Source organism: Aurantimonas sp. A3-2-R12 (assembly GCF_036016755.1).
Taxonomy (GTDB): Bacteria; Pseudomonadota; Alphaproteobacteria; order Rhizobiales; family Rhizobiaceae; genus Aurantimonas; species Aurantimonas coralicida_A.
Genome location: NZ_JAYXIH010000008.1, coordinates 58,452 through 79,780 on the forward strand (window position 1 = coordinate 58,452; position 21,329 = coordinate 79,780).

Here is a 21,329-nt window from a genome sequence, read left to right on the forward strand (position 1 = left end):
TTTTCCGTCCGCGACATGCGACAAGAAAGAACAGCCATGACCACATCCCCGATCATCGAACTCAGCAACGTCTCGAAAGTCTACGGCGAAGGCAAGCAGCGGGCCGAAATCCTGAACGGTGTCGATCTGACGGTCCGCGAGGGCGAGTTCGTTGCGATCGTCGGGTTCTCCGGCTCCGGCAAGACGACGCTGATCTCGTTGCTCGCCGGGCTGATCCGGCCCGACGCCGGTGAGGTCCGCATGCGCGGCAAGCCCGTCGATGGACCGGGGCCAGAGCGCGGCCTGGTCTTCCAGTCCTACTCGCTGATGCCTTGGCTTTCCGTGCGCGGCAACGTCGCCCTGGCCGTCGACACGGTATTCGCCAGGGAATCGAAGGCCCCGCGCCGGGCGCGCGTCGACAAATACATCGACATGGTCGGCCTCACGCACGCCGTCGACCGGCGCCCGGCGGAACTGTCGGGCGGCATGCGCCAGCGGGTTTCGGTTGCGCGGGCGCTGGCGATGAGTCCGGAAATCCTGCTCCTGGACGAGCCGCTCTCGGCGCTCGACGCGCTGACCCGGGCGAAGCTGCAGGACGAGTTCGCGGCGATCAGCAAGATCGAAAAGAAGACCATCATCCTGATCACCAACGACGTCGACGAGGCGATCCTGCTCGCCGACCGGATCATCCCGCTCGATCCGGGACCGCGGGCGAAGCTTGGCCCTTCCTTCGCCGTCGATCTTCCGCATCCGCGCGACCGCACCGCGATGAACGGCAACGAGGAGTTCAAGCGGCTGCGCCGCGAGGTCACAAACTACCTCATGGCGCGTGGCCGCCACGCTTCCGGCGGAGCGGACGAAGCGGTGCTGTTGCCGAACGTCGTCCCGATCACCCAGAAGCCGCATACGGGTCCCGCGCCAGAATTGCCGGCGGCCTATCGCAAGGCGGCACATTCGCCGATCGCGCGCGGCTTCGTCGAATTCTTCAAGGTCAGAAAGACCTATCCGACGCCGAAGGGGCCGCTGACCATCGTCGACGGTTTCGACATGAAGATGCGGCGGGGCGAGTTCGTGTCGCTGATCGGCCATTCGGGCTGCGGCAAGTCGACGGTTCTGACCATGGCCGCCGGCCTCAACGACATTTCCACCGGCGGCATCATTCTCGACGGCCGGGAAGTCGCCGGCGCCGGGCCGGAGCGCGCCGTGGTTTTCCAGGCGCCATCGCTGATGCCCTGGCTGACGGCGCGCGAGAACGTCGCGCTCGGCGTCGACCGGGTTTACCCCGACGCGACCCCTGCCGAGCGCCGCGGCATCGTCGAGCATTACCTTCACCGAGTCGGCCTCGGCGAGGCCATGCACCGCAAGGCGGCCGATCTGTCCAACGGCATGAAGCAGCGCGTCGGCATCGCCCGCGCCTTCGCCTTGTCGCCGAAACTACTGCTGCTCGACGAGCCCTTCGGCATGCTGGATTCGCTGACCCGCTGGGAGCTTCAGGAGGTCTTGATGGACGTCTGGAAGCGCACCGAGGTCACCGCGATCTGCGTCACCCACGACGTTGACGAGGCGATCCTGCTCGCCGACCGGGTGGTGGTGATGACCAACGGCCCGATGGCGAGGATCGGCAAGATCATGACGGTCGACCTGCCGCGGCCGCGCACCCGCAAGGCGCTGCTCGAACATCCCGACTACTGGCGCTACCGGCAGGAACTGCTCGACTTCCTCGAGGAATACGAAGGCGGCGCGCGGCCCGAAGAGGTGCCGAAGGCGGCGGGAACGGATGGCGGCACGGCCAAGGAAGCAGCATGAGCCACGGCCCCTCACCACAGCGTCGGAATCCGAGCCCTCTCCCCAAAGGAGTAACGAGATGAGAGAGAAACTCGTCGTCATCGGCAACGGCATGGCGCCCGGCCGCATGCTCGAACATCTCTTCGACAAGGCCCCCGATCAGTACGAAGTGACGATCTTCAACGCCGAACCGCGGGTCAATTACGACCGCATCATGCTGTCGCCGGTGCTCTCCGGCGAGAAGTCCTACGAAGAGATCGTCATCCACGGCGACGGCTGGTACATCGACCATGGCATCACGCTCTACAAGGGGCACCGGATCGTCGCGATCGACCGCGACGCCAAGACCGTCACATCCGATCACGGCGTCACCGAAAGCTACGACAAACTGGTGATCGCCACCGGCTCGGTGCCCTTCATCATCCCTGTCCCGGGCAAGGATCTGCCCGGCGTGATCACTTACCGCGATCTCGACGACGTCCAGGCGATGCTGCTCGCCGCTCAGTCGCGGGCAAAGGCCGTCGTCATCGGCGGCGGTCTGCTCGGCCTCGAAGCGGCGGCGGGGCTCAGCGCGCGCGGCATGGAGGTGACGGTGCTGCATGTCATGCCGACGCTGATGGAACGCCAGCTCGACCCGGCCGCCGGTTATCTGCTGCAGAAGGCGGTCGAGGAACGCGGGATCAAGGTCATCACCAGGGCCAATACCAAGCAGATCATCGGAGACGGCAAGGTCGAGGGGATCGAGCTCGACGACGGCACGATCATCCCGGCGACGCTCGTCGTCATGGCGGTCGGCATCCGGCCCAATAGCGGTCTCGCCAAGGAGGCGGGCCTCGCAGTCAATCGCGGCATCGTCGTCGACGCCGGAATGCAAACCTCGGACGCCGACATTCTGGCCCTCGGCGAATGCGCGGAAGTGGACGGCATGGTCTACGGCCTGGTCGCACCGCTCTACGAAATGGCACGCGTCGCCGCCGCGCATCTCGCGGACGACCGCTCCGCCGCCTTCGTCCACGCAGACACCCCGACCAAGCTCAAGGTCACAGGCATCGATCTTTATTCGCTCGGCGATTTCGCCGACGGCGAGGACCGACAGGAGATCGTGCTGCGCGACGCGACGGCGGGCATCTACAAACGCCTCGTCCTGAAGGACAACCGCATTATCGGCACGGTTCTTTACGGGGAGACCTCGGACGGCGCCTGGTTCAACGACCTGAAGAAGAAGGCGACCGACATCTCGCCCATGCGCGAGACCCTGATCTTCGGCCAGTCGTTCCAGGGAGGCGCCCCCCTGGACCCTATGGCGGCCGTTGCAGCCTTGCCGGATGATGCGGAAATCTGCGGCTGCAACGGCGTCTGCAAGAGCAAGATCACTGGCACTATCGCCGAGAAGGGCCTGACCAGCCTCGACGATGTCCGGGCTCACACCAAGGCCTCGTCTTCCTGCGGGTCCTGCACCGGGCTCGTCGAACAGCTGATGGCTCTGACGCTCGGTGACGCGTTCGATCCGGCCGCCGTCAAGCCGATGTGCCCCTGCACCGATCTCGGCCACGGCGACGTCCGCCGGCTGATCGTGGCCAAGGAGCTGAAGTCGATCCCGCAGGTCATGCAGGAACTCGAATGGAAGACCTCCTGCGGCTGCGCCAAATGTCGCCCGGCGCTGAACTACTATCTCCTCGCCGACTGGCCGGGCGAATATGTCGACGACAAGCAGTCGCGCTTCATCAACGAGCGGGTGCACGCCAATATCCAGAAGGACGGCACCTATTCGGTGGTGCCGCGCATGTGGGGCGGCATCACCTCGGCAAAGGAATTGCGAGCGATCGCCGACGTCGCCGACAAGTTTCAGATTCCGACGGTCAAATGCACCGGCGGCCAGCGCATCGACCTCCTCGGCGTCAAGAAGGAGGATCTTCCTGCCGTCTGGGGCGACCTCAACGCCGCCGGCATGGTCTCGGGCGCGGCCTACGCCAAGGGGCTTCGGACCGTGAAGACCTGCGTCGGCACCGACTGGTGTCGCTTCGGCACGCAGGATTCGACCGGCCTCGGGGTTCGCATCGAAAAGTTCATGTGGGGCTCATGGACCCCCGCCAAGGTCAAGATGGCGGTTTCGGGCTGTCCCAGGAATTGCGCCGAGGCGACCTCCAAGGATGTCGGCGTCATCTGCACGGATGCGGGCTACGAAATTCACTTCGCGGGCGCCGCCGGCCTCGACATCAAGGGCACGGAGGTTTTGTGCCAGGTCAAGACCGAGGACGAAGCGCTGGAGACGATCGTGGCGCTGACCCAGCTTTATCGCGAACAGGGTCATTATCTCGAACGCATCTACAAGTGGCTGCGGCGTGTCGGCATGGACTCTATCCAGGCGGCGATCGTCGACGATCCCAATAAGCGCCGGCATTATTTCGACCGCTTCGTCCACAGCCAGACATTCAGCCAGACAGATCCCTGGGCCGAGCGGGCGCGCGGTGACGTGGCGACGCATGAGTTCAAGCCGATGGCCGACCTCACGATGCTGGAGGCTGCTGAATGAACGGAGAGACCTTTTTTGCGATCGGCACGATCAACGACATCCCCCGGCGCGGCGCGCGCTGCGTGTTGACGCCAGTCGGACGGATCGCCGTCTTCAGGACCGCCGACGACCAGGTTTTCGCCACCGAGGACCGCTGCCCACACAAGGGCGGGCCGCTCAGCCAGGGCATCGTCCACGATGCCTCGGTCACCTGTCCGCTCCACAACGCCGTCATTTCGCTCAAGGACGGCGAGATGCGGGGACCGGACGACGGCAAGGTGCGGACCTTCGCGGTCCGGATCGAACCGCTCACCAAGGTCCTTGAATTGTCGCTCAGCCCGATTGCGGCCGCTTTCGCCGACGCGGCCGAATAGGGCAACGACGATGGATGCCGCTCCGACCACCAAGACCGTGCGGACCACATGCCCCTATTGCGGCGTCGGTTGCGGCGTGTTGGCGACGCCGCGTTCCGACGGTAGCGTCGCGATTGCCGGAGACCCGGAGCATCCCGCCAATTTCGGCCGGTTGTGCTCGAAAGGTTCGGCGCTCGGCGAAACGCTTGGGCTCGAGGAGCGCCTCCTGTTTCCGAGCATCGACGGGGTGCGTGTCACCTTTGACGCGGCGCTCGACAAGGTCGCAAGCACATTCGCCAGGACGATCGCCGAATACGGGCCGGACTCGGTCGCCTTCTACGTCTCCGGCCAACTCCTCACCGAGGACTACTACCTCGCCAACAAGCTGATGAAAGGCTTCATCGGCTCGGCCAATATCGACACCAACTCGCGTCTCTGCATGGCCTCCTCGGTGGCCGGTCATCGCCGCGCCTTCGGCTCGGACACCGTCCCGGGCACCTATGAGGATCTGGAACTGGCGGACCTCGTCGTGCTGGTCGGCTCAAACCTCGCCTGGTGTCACCCGGTGCTCTATCAGCGGCTCGCGGCGGCGAAGGCGGCGCGGCCCACCATGAAGGTGGTTCTGATCGACCCGCGCCGCACGGCGACGGCGGACCTTGCGGACTTGCATCTGCCGATCGCGGCGGATGGTGACACGGCGCTGTTCGCCGGATTGCTGCCTGCTCTCGCCGAAGCCGGCGCGATCAATTGCGATTACGTCGCGCGGCACAGCGAGGGTTTCGTCGAGACGCTGCGGACCACGCGTTCGATGCGGGTGGCACGCGTGGCGGAAATGACCGGCCTCGATCCACGCGCCATCACGGCGTTCTACGAGCTGTTCGCCAAGACCGAGAAGGTCGTCACCGTCTATAGCCAGGGCGTCAACCAGTCACTCAGCGGCACCGACAAGGTCAACGCCATCATCAACTGCCATTTGGCGACGGGCCGCATCGGCCGGCCGGGGATGGGGCCGTTTTCGGTGACCGGCCAACCGAACGCCATGGGTGGCCGCGAAGTCGGCGGCATGGCCAACATGCTCGCCGCCCATATGGAGCTCGAAAATCCCGAACACCGCGCGTTGGTGCGGACCTTCTGGAAGGCGCCTCGCATGCCCGACCGGGCTGGCCTCAAGGCCGTCGAGATGTTCCGCGCGGTCGCCGACGGCCGCATCAAGGCGATCTGGATCATGGGCACCAACCCGGTCGTCTCCATGCCCGACGCCGACGTGGTGAAACGGGCGCTCGTCGCCTGCCCCTTCGTCGTCGTTTCCGACGTCGTCGCGAAGACCGACACGCTGCGCCACGCCCATGTGGCTTTACCCGCAACCGCGTGGGGCGAAAAGGACGGCACGGTCACCAATTCCGAACGCCGCATCTCACGCCAGCGCTCCTTCCTGCCGGCGCCGGGCGAGGCGCTGCCCGACTGGAAAATCATTGCCGAAATCGCCCAGCGGATGGGATATGGCGAAGCGTTCGCCTATGCGAGCGCAGCCGACATCTTCGATGAGCATGCCCGACTGTCGGCCTACCGGAACGAGGGCACCCGCGACTTCGATATCGGCGGACTCGCCGGCCTCGGCCAGCCCGGCTATGACGCGCTTCAGCCAGTGCGTTGGCCGCGGCCAGCCAAGGGAGCCGCACGCGAACGTTTTTTCGCCGACGGCGGCTTCTATCATCCGGATGGCCGCGCACGCTTCGTGCCGGTCGAGCCCGCCACGACGACCGGCGCGGCGGAGCGGCCGGGCCGCTTCATCCTCAATACCGGCCGGGTGCGTGATCACTGGCACACGATGACTCGCACGGGCGTGTCGGCGCGCCTGTCTGGCCATATCGCCGAACCATTCGCCGAGATCCATCCGGCCGACGCGGCAGCACTGGGATTGCGCGAGGCCGCACTCGTGACCATCCGTTCGCCGCAGGGGACGGCGACGGTCCGCGCCCTCATCACCGATCGGCAACGGCGCGGCTCGGTCTTCGTCCCGATGCACTGGACCGGCGAAAACTCGTCCAATGGCCGGATCGACGCGGTCGTCGCGCCAGCCGTCGATCCCGTTTCGGGTCAGCCGGGATTGAAATCGACGCGCGTTCGCGTCGAACGCTTCGACGCCTCCTGGTACGGCTTTGCCGTAACGCGCTCACGCCCCGACACGAGTGACCTCGACTATGTCGCCCTCGCCCGGGCCGAGAGCGGCTGGCGCCTGGAGGTCGCTGGTTTCGCGATGCCGAAAGACGCGGGCACGCTGGCCGCCGGATTGCTGGGAGTGGCCGGCAATGCCGACCTCCTTGCCTATCAGGACGAGGCGACCGGCGCCTTTCGCTTCGCCGCATTCGACGGTTCGACGCTGATTGGGGCAATGTGGATGTCTCGCGAACCCGTCGCCGTCTCCCGAGTCTGGGCAGCCGGCCAGTTGTCGGAGCCTGACCACTCGCCGCGCGACCGATCGCTGCTGCTGGCGGGTCGCGGCGGGGCAGACCGTCCCGACTGCGGTGCCATCGTGTGCTCGTGCTTTTCGGTCGGCGTCAACGACATCGCCAATGCCGTTGCCTCCGGCAAGGCTATGACGGTCGAGGCGGTGGGCGAAGCGCTGAAGGCCGGAACCAATTGCGGCTCCTGCCGCAGCGAGATCAGAGGGATCATCGCGGACGCCCAAGCGAAAGAAACCGCCTGAAGACCGCACGCAGGCGACGGGCGGTCTCCACGTCAGCCAAGATACGCGATCAGGCCTCCTGGTCCTAGTGGATCAACCGAGGCGGATGAGTCCTGTTGGGGATTCCCGTTGTCGTTTGCGCGTGCCAGTATGGGCATACGCACGGGAATATCCATCACCCTTGTCGAGGCTGACCGTCAGCGGCTCGAAGCCCTCGTCAGCGATGGGAACACGTCGCAGAAACATGTCTGGCGCGCCCGGATCGTGCTGCTCAGCGCCGACGGCGTCGGCACGAACGCCATCATGGCCGCCACGGGCACGTCGAAGACGCCGGTTCGGCGCTGGCAGGCGCGGTTCATGGAGCAGGGCGTCGCCGGCCTGCTCCGCGACAAGACCCGCCCGCCCGGCACGGCGCCGGTGGCGACGAGCGGGCGGCCAACATCGTGGCGATGACGCTGAAGTCGCCGCCCGAGGCGACCCACTGGACGGCGCGGGCGATGGCCAAGGCGATCGGGCTCACCGTCTCGACGGTGCAGAATATCTGGCAGGCCCACGGTCTCGCCCCGCATCGCTGGCGGGCGTTCAAGCTCTCCAACGGCCGGGCCTTCGCCGAGAAGCTCCACGACGTCGTGGGCCTCTATGTCGCTCCACCCGCGCACGCCATGGTGCTCAGCATCGCTGAGAAGTCGCCGGTCCAGGCGCTCGACCGAACCGAGCCCGGACTGCCGCCTGATTACGCAGACGGCATTACTGATTCTGCATGCTTAATAGGCAAAAAAACTACGTCCTGTTCCCTCCGCCACTCCTTAAGCCCCGCGCTGGATGGGAGTCGCGGCGAATGGCACGACTCCTGCTTTTGGTGAACCGAGCGTCCACGGGTTGGCCGCGCGACATCGACACCGAAGCAAATGGAGTTCTCATGAAAAGACGTGACTTCCTGGCAGGGACCGCGCTTGCGGCGACGGCCGGTACACTCGCCGCCCCGAGCCTCGCCCGGGCACAAGAGACCTTCAGCTGGAAGATGACCAACGCTTACGGCCCCGGCTCGCCTTACTACGTGGAAGGACCGGGAAGCCCGACCGATTTCTGCAAGAAGGTCGCAGCGATGTCGGACGGACGGCTGACGATCCAGCATTTTGCCGCTGGCGAGTTGATCCCCGCGCTCGAAGGCTTCGACGCCGTGCAGAACGGCATCGTCGAGATGAATGCCGCGAACGCCTATTTCTGGGCCGGAAAATTGCCAGCCGCGCAGTATTTCACCACCGTTCCCTTCGGCATGGACGTCAAGGGCACCAATGCCTGGCTCTATCACGGCGGCGGCATCGACCTGTGGCACGAGCTTTACGAGCCGCTCGGCATGATCGCCTTTCCGATGGGCAATACCGGCGTGCAGATGACCGGCTGGTTCCGCAAGGAGATCAATTCACTCGAGGATTTCTCCGGCCTGAAGATGCGCATCCCGGGCCTTGCCGGAAAAGTCTATGCCAAGCTTGGCGTCAATGTTCAGCTGCTGCCGGGCGGCGAAATCTTTCCCGCGCTCGAACGCGGCGTCATCGATGCGGCGGAGTTCGTCGGCCCTTACCAGGACCGCCGACTCGGCCTGCAGAAGGCCGCGAAATACTATTACACCACCGGCTGGCACGAGCCGAACAATGTCACCGAGCTGTTGATCGGCAAGGCCGCCTGGGACAGCCTGCCGGCGGATCTCCAGGAGATTGTCAAGACGGCGGCCTTCGCCTGCAATGTCGAGAGCAACGCTTGGTGCGACGCCACCAACGCCGAGGCTATGAAGGACCTCGTCGACAATTTCGAGGTCATCGCCAAGCCGCTCCCGGACGCGGTCGTCGCCAGACTGCGCGAGGTGACGCAAGAGGTTCTGGAGGAAGGCGCGGCGGCCGATCCGAAAACCCGGAAGGTCCATGACGCCTACATGGCCTTCAAGGACCAGTATGGCGACTGGGCGGGCACCGCCGACGAGCCGTTGCTGCCGGTGCTCTACAAGGCATGAGGCGGCTGATCGCTTTCGCGGGCGGGGCTGATCGCCTCGTCCGCGTCGTCGGCGAGGCGGCGGCCTGGACCGGCCTCGTCATGGTGCTTTTGATCGGCTTCAACGTCTTCGCCCGATACCTGTTTTCCTATGGCTCCGTGGCGCTGCAGGAATCGGAATGGCACCTGTTGGCCGTCGGCGCATTGTTCGGCATGTCCTACGCTCTGAACCAGGGCGAGGAGGTCCGCGTCGACGTCCTCTATGCGGGATTTTCGCCGCGCGCCAAGCGCCTCGTCGACTTGGTCGCCTCGCTGCTTCTTTTCTTCGTCTCTGTCGCCGTCGCTTATCTGTCGATCGGCTTCGTGCTGCAGAGCTATTCGCTCGGCGAGGGCTCGGCCGATCCAGGCGGCCTGCCGCTGCGCTGGGTGCTGAAAGCCTGCATCCCGCTCGCGTTCCTGCTTCTGGCCCTGCAGGCCCTGTCGAACCTCCTGCTGCTTGGCGCCGGTCTCCTCGACCCTGGCTTCACCAGCTCCCGCCGCCCCGCCTCCGAAAGCTGATCCATGCCAGTGAACGAAATCCTCGCGCTGACGATGATCGGCGCGTTCTTCCTGATGCTGCTTGGCGGGCTGCCGGTGCCGATCTGCCTAGCCGTCTGCGGCTTCGTGTTCGGCTATCTCGGCTTCGGCTCGCTGCTCTTCGGCCTCCTGCCCGCCCGCATCTTCGGCGTCATCACCAATTACACCCTGCTGGCGCTGCCCTTGTTTATTTTCATGGGCATCATGCTGGAGCGATCGAAGATCGCCGAGGATCTCCTCGAGGTCATCGGGCTTGCGATGGGTGGACTGCGCGGCGGCATGGCGCTGGCGATCGTTCTCGTCGGCGTCTTGATGGGCGCGGCGTCGGGCGTCGTCGGCGCCACCGTGGTCACCATGGGGCTGATCGCGCTCCGGCCGCTGATCGCGCGCGGTTACGACAAGGGCGTCGCCGCCGGTGTCATCTGCGCCTCCGGCACGCTCGGACAAATCATCCCGCCGAGCCTCGTTCTCATCCTCTTGGCCGACATCATGGGCGAGTCGGTCGGCACGCTGTTCGCGGCCGCGCTGATCCCCGGACTGATCCTGGCGGGGCTCTTCGTCGTCTATGTGATCGGGCTGGGCATCGTCCTGCCGCACAAGGTGCCGGCGCTGCCGCTAGCTGAGCGGCAGGCCGTGTCGGGCAAGCAACTGGCGGGCAAGCTTCTCAAGGTCGTCGTGCCGCCGCTGGTCTTGATCTTCCTCGTTCTCGGCTCGATCATCGGCGGCGTCGCCGCCCCAACGGAGGCCGCTGCGATGGGTGCCGTCGGCAGCATCCTTCTGGCCCTGTTCTCCGGCCGGCTCAGCCTCTCCGTGATGACCGAGGTCGTGCGTGGCGCCTTCAAGACCAGCGCGATGGTGTTCTTCATCCTGATCTTCGCGCAGGTGTTCTCGCTCGCCTTCAGGGGGCTCGGCGGCGAGCGGCTGGTGCAGGACGCCTTCGCCTTCGTTCCCGGTGGGCTCAACGGCCAGATCCTGTTCCTGATGCTGCTCCTGTTCATCCTCGGATTCTTCCTGGAATGGATCGAGATCTCCTACATCGCGCTGCCGCTGTTCCTGCCGGTCCTCAAGGCTTCGGGCGTTGATCTGGCCTGGATTGCGATCCTCGTCGCGGTCAATCTCCAGACATCGTTCTTGACGCCGCCCTTTGGCTGGGCCCTGTTCTTCCTGAAGGGAGTCGCGCCGCCGGACCTAACGTCCGGCGAGATCTATCGCGGCGTGGTGCCGTTCATCGCGATCCAGCTGTTCGGGCTGTTTCTGGTGTTTCTGTTTCCCGCGACGGCGCTCTGGCTGCCGGCCGCGATCGGTTGGTGAGACGACATGCTCCACAGCGCCAAAGGCCTCAATGGCTGCGTCACAGCGCCCCACGCGGCGGCCGCCCTCGCCGGCCGCGACATCCTCGCCAGGGGCGGCACCGCGATCGAGGCGATGGTGGCCGCCGCCGCAACCATCGCGGTCGTCTATCCGCACATGAACTCGATCGGCGGCGACGGCTTCTGGATCATCCAGAAGCCCGGCAAGCCGCCCGTTGGCATCTCGGCCTGCGGCCGCGCGGCGGAACTGGCCACGCCGGACTGGTACGCGGATCACGGCCACAGCGAGATGCCGACGCGCGGCGCCCACGCCGCGCTGACCGTACCGGGGACGATATCGGGCTGGGCCAAGGCGCTGGAGTTGGTGGACGGCGGCAGCCGGCTTAGCCTTGGCGACCTTTTCGCGAGCGCCATCGCCCACGCCCGCGACGGCATGGTCGTGACCGGCAGTCAGGCCGCCTATACCGAAGCCAAGATGGACGGGCTGAAGGACGTGCCCGGTTTCGCCGGCGTCTTCATGCCGCACGGGGCGCCGCCGCGCGAAAACGATGTCCTGAAACAGCCGGCGCTGGCGAACACCTTCGAGACCCTCGCCCGGGAAGGCCTCGATGCCTATTATCGCGGCAGCATCGCCAAGACGCACGGGGCATTCCTGGAAGCGTCCGGATCGCCGTTGCGGCTGTCGGATTTGGAGCGTTTCCACGCCGAGATCGTCGCGCCCCTGTCGGTCGAATTGTCGGTCGGCACCGTCTTCAACATGCCGCCGCCGACGCAAGGCGTGTCATCGCTGATGATCCTCGCCCTGTTCGACCGGCTGAAAGTGACGCAGGCCGAAGGCTTCGACCATCTGCACGGGCTGATCGAGGCGACAAAGCAGGCATTCATTATGCGCAATGCGGGGCTCGGCGACCCGGATTTCATGGACCCGCCGGCCGCCGACTGGCTCTCCGACGCCACGATCGATGAGATTCATGCCAAGATCGACCGGCAGAGGGCGCTGGCTTGGCCGCACGAGCCCAAACCCGGCGATACAATCTGGATGGGCGCCGCCGACTGCGACGGCACCGTCGTCAGCTTCATCCAGAGCGTCTACTGGGAATTCGGCTCGGGCCTGACCTGCCCCGACACCGGCGTCTTCTTCCAGAACCGCGGTGCGGGCTTTTCCCTGACCCCCGGCCCCAATCAGCTCGGGTCGTTCCGGCGACCGTTCCACACGCTCAACCCGGCGCTCGCCCAGCTCAAGGACGGCCGTGTCATGGCCTACGGCACGATGGGCGGCGAAGGTCAGCCGCAGACCCAGGCGGCGATCTTCACCCGCTACGCGATGTTCGGCCAGGGTCTGCAGGCGGCTATAACCGCGCCGCGCTGGCTGCTCGGCCGCACCTGGGGCGACGCCACGACATCGCTCAAGCTGGAGGACCGTTTCGCGCCCGACCTCGTCGCGAAGCTGACCGCAAGCGGCCATGTCGTCGAAATGATCGAGCCGTTCTGCGATGCGGCCGGCCATGCCGGGGCGCTGGTCCGGCATCCCTCCGGCGTCATGGAAGGGGCAAGCGATCCGCGGGCCGACGGCGCGGCGGTGACGCTCTGATAACCGCTCGTCGGTGAAGTCGCCGCCGACTGGGGCATTAGACCGCCCAATCCGCGTGAATTTACGACGTCGTTCGTGAACGTAATTGACCTACGCTTGATCAGGTGTATGACCGTTCATCCGAGCACTCGCCCCCCCGATCGAGCTTTCCAGACGGTCGCCACGTAAATCCGAAGCGACCGCTCAAATTGTCTTCTTCGAAAAGAGTTCGCCGCGCGGCGGTTAGGTCACCGTCCTTTCGGCAAGGGTCAGGGCGTCCTCGACGCCGACGCCGAGGTAGCGCACCGTGCTCTCGATCTTGGTGTGGCCGAGCAGGATCTCCACCGCCCGCAGGTTGCCGGTCGCCTTATAGATGATGGACGCTTTGGTCCGCCGAAGCGAATGCGTGCCGTAATCTTCCCGCCGTAGATCGATGGCCGTCACCCATTCATCGACGAGGCGAGCGTACTGGCGCGTGCTGATATGGGTGTCGTGATCTACGCGGCTGGGGAAGGCATAATCATCGATCGTAATGATGGTCCGCTGCGGTGGTGCAGCCCGACATGAGAAGTTCGGTCAGCGCCAGCCGCGCCGACAGGCGGAAACTGTCCGGATCGAGCCGCGCCCAGATCGGATAAAGGCTGGTCAGCCAGGGAAACAGCGCCTTGTCGGTCGCCGCCGGATGCGCCCGCGTCAGCGTCTGGTAGAAATGGTGGTGGGTGTTGATCAGCCCCGGCAGAACCACGTGCCGTGAGTCGAAGACCGCGTCGACCGGCCCGGACGGCGCGCCGCCCGAGGGCACCAGTTCGACGATCCGCCCATCCTCGATCACCATGCCGCCAGCCGCGCCGAAGGCAAGAATGGCGAGCGGCTGCTTCAGCCAGAGCCGTGTCACGCCGCGGACTCGACCATCGGCAGGCCGCCCTCAGCGGCGAGAAAGGCGAGAATGTCGCCGACGCCCTTGGCGCGCGACAGGTCGGCGAACAGCGTCGGGCGCGCGCTGCGCGCGCTGGCCGCGTCGGTCCGCATCCGTTCAAGATCGGCGCCGACATAGGGCGCCAGATCGGTCTTGTTGATGACGAGCAGGTCCGAGCGGCTGATCGCCGGCCCGCCCTTCCGCGGAATATCGTCGCCCTGACAGACCGAGATGACGTAGATCGACAGATCGACGAGGTCCGGCGAGAAGGTCGCGGCGAGATTGTCGCCGCCCGATTCCACCAGCACCAGATCGAGGTCCGGATGCCGCGCCCGCAAATCGCGGATCGCCGCGATGTTGATCGAGGCATCCTCACGGATCGCGGTGTGCGGGCAGCCGCCGGTCTCGACCCCGATAATGCGGTCGGAGGCGAGCGCCTGCAGCCGCACCAGCGCCTCGGCGTCCTCGCGCGTATAGATGTCGTTGGTGACGACCCCGATCGACCATGTCTCGCGCGCCGCCTTGCAGAGCTTTTCTACCAGCGTCGTCTTGCCGGAGCCGACCGGCCCGCCGATGCCGACCCTGAGCGGGCCGTTTGTGTGGATCATGACCGGAAGAGCCTCGTTCGGAGCGTCTCATGCCGCATTGCGGCGATGTCGGAACCTAGCGCCGCCGAACCCAGATCGTCCAGCGTCGATCGCGCGGCGCGTTCGGCCGTCGCCTGTATGACCGGCTCCAGCCACCGCATCACCCGAACCGCGTCGCTCTGCGCCAGCGGAACCAGCCGCACGGCGGCCGAAACCAACGATGCCGCGAAGCCGTGAGCATAGCCGAGCAGCGTATCGGCGAGCGGCAGTCCAGCGCTGGCTGCCAGGCGTCCCGCCGCGACGGGGTAAGACTCGGCCGCGCTGTTTTCCTCACGCCCCCCGACGTGTCCACCCAGCCCGGACGCACCGAGCCACGGCCGCGATGCCTCCGCGAAGGCCGTGCCCAACGCCAGCGTCTCGGCGCGCCGTTCGGCGCTTCCCGCCAGCGCCAGTGCCAATTCGGCCACGGCGGCAAGTCGGCCAGCGTCTCCGTCCTTGACGGCGTGCCACGCTTCGGCAAGTAACACACCATCGTTCCAGCCACTGCCACGGTCGAGCAGCACCGCGATCCAGTCGGTGACGCTGTCAGCGTCGGCGAGCAGCCCCTCGGCGACCACCGTCTCCAACCCGTGCGACCACGCGAAGGCCCCGATGGGAAAGGCCGGCGAAAACAGCGTCAGCAGTTGCGGCAGATGCGCGGTGGCGGCTTCGCCGTCCACGCCAAGCGCCTCTGGCGTCGTCGAGGGGGGGATACGATTCACCGGATTGGGGTCTCGGGCGAAGGCTCGTGGTCATGATCATGGCCGTGCGCCTCATAGGCGCCGCCTTCCGGATCGAACCCGGCCTCGATGTCGGTGATCGTCGCACCGAGGCCCGACAGCATCTCGCGAATGACCGGGTCGCGGCGGATCAGGATGCATTCGCCCAGAAGCTGCGCCGGCAGATGGCGATTGCCGATCTGCCAAGCCAGAATGAGCAGATGCCGGGCGTCCTTGCCGCGAACGTCGTAGAGGTCTTCGGGCTTGGCCCGCACCCCAATCGACCGGCCGTCGTCGAGACGGATCGCGTCGCCATCCCTGAGCAGGGTCGCCTCGGGCAGATCGAGCAGGAAAGCGATGCCGTCGTCCGACACCATCGCCATGCGCCGGCGATGCCGCGCCGTCTCGTCGAGCGTGATCGTATCGGCGGCGTCCGTCCATTCGCCCGCGCGCTTGACCGAAGTGCCAAGGATCATTCAATCTTCCTACTTCCGCATGCTAGCGCGCCCTGTCGCCTTTGCAGCGACGATACGGCGGCGACAAGCAAGCCGCCACCCCCAAGCCGCGCACCAGGCATGAGGAGCCGCCATGCCGCTGCAAAACCGGGTGACCCCGCTGGGAGAGATCATCGCCGATCCGGCTCGGGGCACGCTGATGGGCAATCGCGGCATTCTGCACGATCACGATCGAAAACTCGGCCAGAGCCGCTGGAAGCACAAGGCTTGGATTGCCTGCGCCCTCGCCTTTCGCGGCAGGCGGCGCACGCCGATGACGCAGGGCCGCTACACCGAACTGTTCTTTCTCGACGAAGCGACGGCGCTGGCCGCCGGCCACCGCCCTTGCGCCGAATGCCGGCGCGCCAGCTTCGATGTCTACCGCGCCGCCTGGGCGACGGCCCATCATCTCGACGCACCGCCCTCGGCCAAAGCCATGGACGACGCGCTCCATGCCCATCGGGTCAAACCGAGGTTGCGCGAGCAAGTGCATCATACGAGGGCGGCCGCAGATGTCCCGGACGGCGCCTTCGTGCTGGTCGACCGCGCGCCATGGCTGGTCTGGAAGCGCCGCCTGCTGCGCTGGAGCCCCAGCGGCTATGACCGCGTCGGCAGCCTTCCCGGCGGCCGGCTGGCCGTGGTCACGCCGCAACCCGGTGTCGAGGCCCTTGCCGCCGGCTATCGCGTCACTGTCCATGACAGCGCCAGCGATCTTGTCGGGGACTGAACCAGTTGGCCCCGACGCATGTGTCAGTCGGTCTCGGGGTAGAAAGTCTCATCGAGAATCTGATCGATCGTGAACGGGCAATCCTGCGGGAAGATTTCCTCGGGCAGACCGGTCTCGCCAGCAGCCTTCAAGCAGGCGTCAGGATATTCCTCGTGGACGATCTGGCTCGGATAGCTTGCGAGACTGGGACTAGCGATGATGTCACGGCCTATCCGTCGGGGAAGGTTCGGCCGTGGACCCAATTCTAAAACAGAAAATACCGCTGCGCCATTGGCAGGACCGTGGCGGGCTCGCAGGTCAAAAGCACGCCGTCGGCCCGCACCTCGTAGGTCTCCGGGTCGACCTCCATCTCAGGCGTCGCATCATTGAGGATCATCGAAGCCTTGGATATGCCGCCACGGGTGTTCTCGACCGCTACAAACGCCTTGTCGCAGCCGAGCTGCTCGCCCAGCCCCTCGCCCATCGCGGCCTTGGAGACGAAGGAGACCGCGGAATTGCTGACCGCCTTGCCGAAGGCGCCGAACATCGGCCGGTAGTGGACCGGCTGTGGCGTCGGGATCGAGGCGTTGGGGTCGCCCATCGGCGCCGCGACGATCGTCCCGCCGAGCAGCACCATCATCGGTTTGACGCCGAAGAAGGCCGGGTCCCACAGCACCAGATCGGCGCGTTTGCCCACTTCGACCGAGCCGATCTCGCGGCTCATCCCCTGCGCGATCGCCGGGTTGATGGTGTATTTCGCGACGTAGCGGCGGGCGCGGTAATTATCGTTGTCGCCGGTCTCCTCCGGCAGCCGCCCGCGCTGGCGCTTCATCTTGTCGGCGGTCTGCCAGGTGCGGATGATCACCTCGCCGACGCGCCCCATCGCCTGTGAATCGGATGCGATGATCGAAAAGGCGCCCAGATCGTGTAGGATGTCCTCGGCCGCGATCGTCTCCTTGCGGATGCGGCTTTCGGCAAAGGCGATATCCTCGGGGATCGACGCATCGAGATGGTGGCAGACCATCAGCATGTCGAGATGCTCTTCCAGCGTGTTGATCGTGTAGGGCCGGGTCGGGTTGGTCGAGGACGGCAGCACGTTGGGCAGGCCGCAGATCTTGATGATATCCGGCGCGTGGCCGCCGCCGGCGCCCTCGGTGTGGAAGGCGTGGATCGTGCGGCCCTTGAAGGCGTCAACGGTGTTCTCGACGAAGCCCGATTCGTTCAGCGTGTCGGTGTGGATCATCACCTGGACGTCGTAAGCGTCGGCGACCGAGAGACAGCAGTCGATGGCGGCCGGCGTCGTGCCCCAGTCCTCGTGCAGCTTCAGCGCACAGGCCCCGCCCTTGACCATCTCCTCCAGCGCCGCCGGCAGCGAGGCGTTGCCCTTGCCGGAAAAGCCGAGATTCATCGGAAAGGCGTCCGCCGCCTGCAGCATCCGCGCCATGTGCCAAGGTCCGGGCGTGCAGGTCGTGGCGAGCGTGCCGTGCGCCGGGCCGGTGCCGCCGCCGAGCATCGTGGTGACGCCGGAAAACAGCGCCTCCTCGATCTGCTGCGGGCAGATGAAGTGGATGTGGCTGTCGAAACCGCCGGCGGTGACGATCTTGCCCTCGGCGGCAATCGCCTCGGTGCCGGGTCCGACGACGATGGTAACGTTCGGCTGGGTATCGGGATTGCCGGCCTTGCCGATGGCGGCGATCCGCCCGTCCCTCAGGCCGATATCGGCCTTGTAGACGCCGGTGTGGTCGAGGATCAGCGCGTTGGTGATCACCGTGTCGACCGCCCCTTCGGCGCGTGAATGCTGGCTTTGCCCCATGCCGTCGCGGATCACCTTGCCGCCGCCGAACTTCACCTCCTCGCCATAGGTGGTCAGGTCCTTCTCGACCTCGATAAAGAGCTCGGTATCGGCCAGTCGCACCTTGTCGCCAGTGGTCGGGCCGAACATCGCGGCATAGGAGGAGCGGGGGATAGTGGCGGGCATGGGCGATCTCGCGTCGAGGGCCGGAGAGGATCGGCGCTCCGCGCCGTCCGTCGCTGCGTCGCACCATTCAAGACCATAAGTCGGTCGCGAAAGCTTGTCTTCCCCGATTTGTCGGGATCGCGCAGACTGCCGGCGCGTTCCTGGATGGACCGACCGCCATCAGCGATCGCGCGCGGCTGTCGCCGATCACGATCGACCATTTGCCGGAAAGGAGTGTCCCGTGTTTCGTTTCGCGCTGCTCGCGGCACTCTTTCTGCCGACGCCGGCCGTCGCCCAGCCGTTCGATCCCGGCCTGATGGGAGACGTGCCGGGAATGTCGATGGCCGGCTTGCCGATCGTTGGCGCGCCGCACCCGCCAGCCGGTCCGCGTATTCCTGGCGCCAAAGTCTTCGGCGACAGCTATCTGTGGCCGGTCGTTCCCGCTTCGGGCGCGGCGCCAACGTGCCGAACGAGCTCAGGGCGATGGAGGGCCGCTCCGATCTCAACAGCGTCAATGCCGGCGCTTTCGCTCGCGGCGGGCCAGGCGCCATCGGCCGCAGCGCGGTGACGCGCGGGCGCTCGCCCGGCTCGCACCGGGCGATCATTCGGCGATCGCCAAAGCAGTCGACGCCGAAATAGCGAGTCTTCACGCGCGCCTCGATCAGGCCAGAAACTCGGGATCGACCGGCACTTGCAGGGCGTCGGACAGTTGGTTGGTCTTGCCGGCGAGGCCAACAATTGCCAGAAGCTCGCCGTATTGATCGGCCGTCATGCCCTTGGCCCGCGCCGCTGCGGTGTGCGAATGCGCGCAGTAGCCGCAGCCATTGGTCACCGAGACCGCGATGTAGAGCATCTCCCGCGTCAGCGGATCGAGCGCGCCGGGCGCGATCATCACCGCCTTCACCTCCTCCCAGGTCCGCTTGAGCGTCCGGGGATCCGCCGCCAGCACCCGCCAGAAATTGTTGACGAAGTCAGTGCCCCGCGTCGCGCGGATATCGTCGAACACCGCGCGAACTTCGGCACAGGCTTGCTCGTCGGAAACAATCGGCGCGGTCGCCACGGCGTCCCCCCTCAGCTCAGCGCCAGCACCCGCGACGGCCCGCCCGAGCCGCCCCGGTGCTTCGGCGCGCCAAGGATGAGAGTGGCGCCGACAGCCGGCATCGCGTCGAGATTGGCGATGCATTCGAGGCCCCAGCGCCCTTCCGGCAGCCATGCATAATGCACGGCGAAGTCCGGCGACTGGCCGAAATCGAGCGACAGCGTATCCACGGCGATGCCGACGGCGGAGCCTCCGAGCAGCATTTGCGCCGCCTCGACATGAAACCCGGGAAAATGCATCACGCCCTTGTCGTCGGCGTTGCGGAATTTTTCGCTATCGAGATGTTGCTGCCATCCCGAGTTCATCGCCACGCAGCAGTTTTCGGGCAGTTCGCCATTGGCGTCGGTCCAGGCCTTGATGTCGTCGGGCGTCACCTGCGCGTCCGCATCGTCCGCCGCCTTCGCCTTGATGTCGATGACGACCAGGGGCGCCATCAGCTTCTCGACCGGAATTTCGGCGACCGACTGGCCGTCGGCAGAAAAATGCAGTGGCGCGTCGACATGCGTGCCGGTGTGCTCGTTCACCCTGAGCTCGAACAGGTTGAACTTGTCCTTTTCGTAGGAGAACTTCTGCTCCATGAAGAATTGCTGCTCGCCGAAAAAGGTCGGGAAGTCCGGATGGAGCTCATGGGTCAGATCGCTGATCGCCATGTCCGCGAGAGACTTGCCGGCATCGACAGCGGGCTTCGCGGCATCCTGAGCCAGGGCCGACCCTGCCAGGCCGAGCGTCGCCGCCGCGGCCGCGCCGCCCCCGAGCAGCCGCCGCCGGCTCAGCATCGTCAGCTTCACACCCTCGATCACGCATTGGTTGCACATTGGTTTCCTCCTCCTTGCAGAACACACTGGCCTGATCGGATCAGGCACAGGCTGAACAATTGCATCGCGAGGCTGGCGCGACCGACTTCGGCGCGCGGCCGCCTCAGAGCGCGCCCATCACCCTGCCATTGAAGCCATAGACCTTGCGGGCGCCGCCGAGCGGCACCAGCGTCACCTCGCGGGTCTGCCCCGGCTCGAAGCGCACGGCCGTGCCGGCGGCGATGTCGAGGCGCATGCCGCGCGCCGCCACCCGGTCGAAGGCGAGCGCCGGGTTGGTCTCGGCGAAGTGGTAGTGGCTGCCGATCTGGATCGGCCGGTCGCCCGTGTTGGCGACCTCGATCGTAACCGGAACCGCCCCCTCGTTGAGGACGATGTCGCCCGCCGCCGTGATGATTTCGCCAGGGATCATGACCAATGACTCCAGAGCTTGCGGATACCGAGAATGACGAGCACGGCCAGGAGAACCGGGCCGATCGCCATCAGATCATACTCCCCGACCGGCTGAGGTGCCCGCATGAATTCCGGCATGACATCTCCCCGCCGCCCGACGCGGCTCGACGGTCGCGGACGATCAGCCGGCCATCAGATAGAGGCCGGCGCCGGCGGACAGCGCACCAATCGCCCGCAGGAGGATAGGGTTCGCCGTCCGGACCAGAGCGTTGCCGAGCAACAATCCGCCGCCATGCAGCAGTGCCGTCGCCATCGCGAAGCCAAGGCCAAAGACTGCGGCCCCCGATGCGCCGAGTTCAGCACCATGCGCGGCCCCGTGAAACAGCGCGAAAGCGCCGACGATGGTCGCGGCGAGCGAAACCGGCAGCTTCACCGCCATCGCGATCAGCAGGCCGAGCGCGACGACCGAGGCAAGCACCACCGGTTCGACGAAGGGCAGCGCAATTCCGGCCACCGCCAGGGCGAAGCCGGCACTCATCACCGTGACGAAGGCGAGTGGCACCGCCCACAACGCACGGCCACCGATCATCGCCGCCCAGATTCCGACGGCGACCATGACCAGCACATGGTCCCAGCCCATCAGCGGATGGACGAAGCCGGTGAGCAGCGAGCCGTGCTCGGCCGGATTGATGTGGGCAAAGGCGGGGGCCGTCGCGGCGAAAAGCGTTGCGGCGGTGAGCGAAAGGCGCTTGAGCATGATTGTCCCTCGTTTGGTCGACGGTCGCCCCGAATTGGGTCGCGTCCCGCCCGGCATTCGGCCGGGTTGCTGTGCGGAGCATGGAAGGCCGGA

20 protein-coding genes and 3 pseudogenes are annotated in these 21,329 nt (G+C 66.1%); 11 read left to right on the plus strand and 12 right to left on the minus strand.

What is annotated here, in order from left to right:
- Positions 1-36: 36 nt before the first annotated feature.
- The 9 genes and pseudogenes from VSX60_RS06380 (at position 37) to VSX60_RS06420 (ending at position 12,778) form a co-directional block, all read left to right on the plus strand.
- Positions 37-1,785 carry an ABC transporter ATP-binding protein gene (locus VSX60_RS06380; RefSeq protein WP_327623317.1) on the plus strand — a complete coding sequence of 583 codons (1,749 nt, stop codon included), beginning with the start codon at positions 37-39 and terminating at the stop codon, positions 1,783-1,785.
- A 58-nt stretch (positions 1,786-1,843) separates the two neighbouring features.
- Positions 1,844-4,297 carry a nitrite reductase large subunit NirB gene (gene nirB, locus VSX60_RS06385; protein WP_327623318.1) on the plus strand — a complete coding sequence of 818 codons (2,454 nt, stop codon included), beginning with the start codon at positions 1,844-1,846 and terminating at the stop codon, positions 4,295-4,297.
- Positions 4,294-4,650 (plus strand): nitrite reductase small subunit NirD, encoded by a 357-nt coding sequence (nirD, locus tag VSX60_RS06390; RefSeq protein ID WP_327623319.1) that lies wholly within the window; start codon positions 4,294-4,296, stop codon positions 4,648-4,650. The genes nirB and nirD overlap by 4 nt, the downstream gene beginning before the upstream one ends.
- 10 nt (positions 4,651-4,660) lie before the next feature.
- Positions 4,661-7,336: a nitrate reductase gene (locus VSX60_RS06395; protein WP_327623320.1), complete on the plus strand. Its 2,676-nt coding sequence runs from the start codon at positions 4,661-4,663 to the stop codon at positions 7,334-7,336.
- A gap of 135 nt (positions 7,337-7,471) precedes the next feature.
- Positions 7,472-8,043: pseudogene (locus VSX60_RS06400) on the plus strand (helix-turn-helix domain-containing protein); the annotation flags it as partial.
- A 191-nt stretch (positions 8,044-8,234) separates the two neighbouring features.
- Positions 8,235-9,323: a TRAP transporter substrate-binding protein gene (locus VSX60_RS06405; protein ID WP_327623321.1), complete on the plus strand. Its 1,089-nt coding sequence runs from the start codon at positions 8,235-8,237 to the stop codon at positions 9,321-9,323.
- Positions 9,320-9,859: a TRAP transporter small permease subunit gene (locus VSX60_RS06410; RefSeq protein WP_327623322.1), complete on the plus strand. Its 540-nt coding sequence runs from the start codon at positions 9,320-9,322 to the stop codon at positions 9,857-9,859. The genes VSX60_RS06405 and VSX60_RS06410 overlap by 4 nt, the downstream gene beginning before the upstream one ends.
- Positions 9,860-9,862: 3 nt before the next feature.
- Complete coding sequence (locus VSX60_RS06415) at positions 9,863-11,188, plus strand: TRAP transporter large permease (protein WP_327623323.1); 1,326 nt, start codon at positions 9,863-9,865, stop codon at positions 11,186-11,188.
- Between the two features lie 6 nt (positions 11,189-11,194).
- Positions 11,195-12,778, plus strand: a complete 1,584-nt coding sequence (locus tag VSX60_RS06420) for a gamma-glutamyltransferase family protein (protein ID WP_327623324.1) — start codon at positions 11,195-11,197, stop codon at positions 12,776-12,778.
- Between the two features lie 222 nt (positions 12,779-13,000).
- On the opposite strand, the pseudogene VSX60_RS06425 reads toward VSX60_RS06420, so the two are convergent.
- The 5 genes and pseudogenes from VSX60_RS06425 to VSX60_RS06445 all read right to left on the minus strand — a co-directional run.
- Positions 13,001-13,288, minus strand: a pseudogene (locus VSX60_RS06425) (tyrosine-type recombinase/integrase); the annotation flags it as partial.
- Positions 13,287-13,592: pseudogene (locus VSX60_RS06430) on the minus strand (amidohydrolase family protein); the annotation flags it as partial. The pseudogenes VSX60_RS06430 and VSX60_RS06425, both read right to left, overlap by 2 nt.
- Before the next feature lie 56 nt (positions 13,593-13,648).
- Positions 13,649-14,281, minus strand: a complete 633-nt coding sequence (gene ureG, locus VSX60_RS06435; protein WP_327623325.1) for an urease accessory protein UreG — start codon at positions 14,279-14,281, stop codon at positions 13,649-13,651.
- The gene (locus VSX60_RS06440; RefSeq protein ID WP_327623326.1) at positions 14,278-15,021 is read right to left on the minus strand and encodes an urease accessory protein UreF; all 744 of its coding nucleotides are present in this window, start codon (positions 15,019-15,021) and stop codon (positions 14,278-14,280) included. The genes ureG and VSX60_RS06440 overlap by 4 nt, the downstream gene beginning before the upstream one ends.
- Positions 15,018-15,494 carry an urease accessory protein UreE gene (locus VSX60_RS06445; protein ID WP_327623327.1) on the minus strand — a complete coding sequence of 159 codons (477 nt, stop codon included), beginning with the start codon at positions 15,492-15,494 and terminating at the stop codon, positions 15,018-15,020. Before VSX60_RS06445 ends, VSX60_RS06440 begins: the two co-directional genes overlap by 4 nt.
- A 112-nt stretch (positions 15,495-15,606) precedes the next feature.
- On the opposite strand from VSX60_RS06445, the gene VSX60_RS06450 reads away from it, so the two are divergent.
- Complete coding sequence (locus VSX60_RS06450) at positions 15,607-16,239, plus strand: hypothetical protein (protein ID WP_327623328.1); 633 nt, start codon at positions 15,607-15,609, stop codon at positions 16,237-16,239.
- A 23-nt stretch (positions 16,240-16,262) separates the two neighbouring features.
- On the opposite strand, the gene VSX60_RS06455 is transcribed toward VSX60_RS06450, so the two are convergent.
- Entirely contained in the window at positions 16,263-16,481 is a 219-nt protein-coding gene (locus VSX60_RS06455) for a DUF29 family protein (RefSeq protein ID WP_327623329.1), read from the minus strand.
- 2 nt (positions 16,482-16,483) lie between these two features.
- On the minus strand, positions 16,484-18,196 hold the full coding sequence (gene ureC, locus VSX60_RS06460; RefSeq protein ID WP_327623330.1) for an urease subunit alpha: 1,713 nt from the start codon (positions 18,194-18,196) through the stop codon (positions 16,484-16,486).
- A gap of 405 nt (positions 18,197-18,601) precedes the next feature.
- Between ureC and VSX60_RS06465 the strand changes: the two genes are divergently transcribed.
- Positions 18,602-18,814 (plus strand): hypothetical protein, encoded by a 213-nt coding sequence (locus VSX60_RS06465; protein WP_327623331.1) that lies wholly within the window; start codon positions 18,602-18,604, stop codon positions 18,812-18,814.
- A 22-nt stretch (positions 18,815-18,836) separates the two neighbouring features.
- Here the strand turns inward: VSX60_RS06465 and VSX60_RS06470 are convergent, their stop codons facing one another.
- The 5 genes from VSX60_RS06470 to VSX60_RS06490 all read right to left on the minus strand — a co-directional run bounded on the left by VSX60_RS06470 (position 18,837) and on the right by VSX60_RS06490 (position 21,236).
- Entirely contained in the window at positions 18,837-19,235 is a 399-nt protein-coding gene (locus VSX60_RS06470; protein WP_327623332.1) for a carboxymuconolactone decarboxylase family protein, read from the minus strand.
- Positions 19,236-19,246: 11 nt separating this feature from the next.
- Positions 19,247-20,089, minus strand: a complete 843-nt coding sequence (locus VSX60_RS06475; protein WP_327623333.1) for a cyclase family protein — start codon at positions 20,087-20,089, stop codon at positions 19,247-19,249.
- 103 nt (positions 20,090-20,192) lie between these two features.
- Positions 20,193-20,498, minus strand: a complete 306-nt coding sequence (locus VSX60_RS06480) for an urease subunit beta (RefSeq protein ID WP_327623334.1) — start codon at positions 20,496-20,498, stop codon at positions 20,193-20,195.
- Positions 20,495-20,617, minus strand: a complete 123-nt coding sequence (locus VSX60_RS06485) for a hypothetical protein (RefSeq protein ID WP_327623335.1) — start codon at positions 20,615-20,617, stop codon at positions 20,495-20,497. Before VSX60_RS06485 ends, VSX60_RS06480 begins: the two co-directional genes overlap by 4 nt.
- A gap of 43 nt (positions 20,618-20,660) precedes the next feature.
- Positions 20,661-21,236, minus strand: a complete 576-nt coding sequence (locus tag VSX60_RS06490) for a HupE/UreJ family protein (RefSeq protein ID WP_327623336.1) — start codon at positions 21,234-21,236, stop codon at positions 20,661-20,663.
- Between the last annotated feature and the right edge of the window lie 93 nt (positions 21,237-21,329).

Excerpts from the sequence above, each read along its gene's own strand:
- VSX60_RS06380 (WP_327623317.1), top strand. The coding sequence starts at position 37 with ATGACCACATCCCCGATCATCGAACTCAGCAACGTCTCGAAAGTCTAC.
- nirB (WP_327623318.1), top strand. The coding sequence starts at position 1,844 with ATGAGAGAGAAACTCGTCGTCATCGGCAACGGCATGGCGCCCGGCCGC.
- nirD (WP_327623319.1), top strand. The coding sequence starts at position 4,294 with ATGAACGGAGAGACCTTTTTTGCGATCGGCACGATCAACGACATCCCC.
- VSX60_RS06395 (WP_327623320.1), top strand. The coding sequence starts at position 4,661 with ATGGATGCCGCTCCGACCACCAAGACCGTGCGGACCACATGCCCCTAT.
- VSX60_RS06405 (WP_327623321.1), top strand. The coding sequence starts at position 8,235 with ATGAAAAGACGTGACTTCCTGGCAGGGACCGCGCTTGCGGCGACGGCC.
- VSX60_RS06410 (WP_327623322.1), top strand. The coding sequence starts at position 9,320 with ATGAGGCGGCTGATCGCTTTCGCGGGCGGGGCTGATCGCCTCGTCCGC.
- VSX60_RS06415 (WP_327623323.1), top strand. The coding sequence starts at position 9,863 with ATGCCAGTGAACGAAATCCTCGCGCTGACGATGATCGGCGCGTTCTTC.
- VSX60_RS06420 (WP_327623324.1), top strand. The coding sequence starts at position 11,195 with ATGCTCCACAGCGCCAAAGGCCTCAATGGCTGCGTCACAGCGCCCCAC.
- ureG (WP_327623325.1), bottom strand. The coding sequence starts at position 14,281 with ATGATCCACACAAACGGCCCGCTCAGGGTCGGCATCGGCGGGCCGGTC.
- VSX60_RS06445 (WP_327623327.1), bottom strand. The coding sequence starts at position 15,494 with ATGATCCTTGGCACTTCGGTCAAGCGCGCGGGCGAATGGACGGACGCC.
- VSX60_RS06450 (WP_327623328.1), top strand. The coding sequence starts at position 15,607 with ATGCCGCTGCAAAACCGGGTGACCCCGCTGGGAGAGATCATCGCCGAT.
- ureC (WP_327623330.1), bottom strand. The coding sequence starts at position 18,196 with ATGCCCGCCACTATCCCCCGCTCCTCCTATGCCGCGATGTTCGGCCCG.
- VSX60_RS06475 (WP_327623333.1), bottom strand. The coding sequence starts at position 20,089 with ATGTGCAACCAATGCGTGATCGAGGGTGTGAAGCTGACGATGCTGAGC.
- VSX60_RS06480 (WP_327623334.1), bottom strand. The coding sequence starts at position 20,498 with ATGATCCCTGGCGAAATCATCACGGCGGCGGGCGACATCGTCCTCAAC.
- VSX60_RS06485 (WP_327623335.1), bottom strand. The coding sequence starts at position 20,617 with ATGCCGGAATTCATGCGGGCACCTCAGCCGGTCGGGGAGTATGATCTG.
- VSX60_RS06490 (WP_327623336.1), bottom strand. The coding sequence starts at position 21,236 with ATGCTCAAGCGCCTTTCGCTCACCGCCGCAACGCTTTTCGCCGCGACG.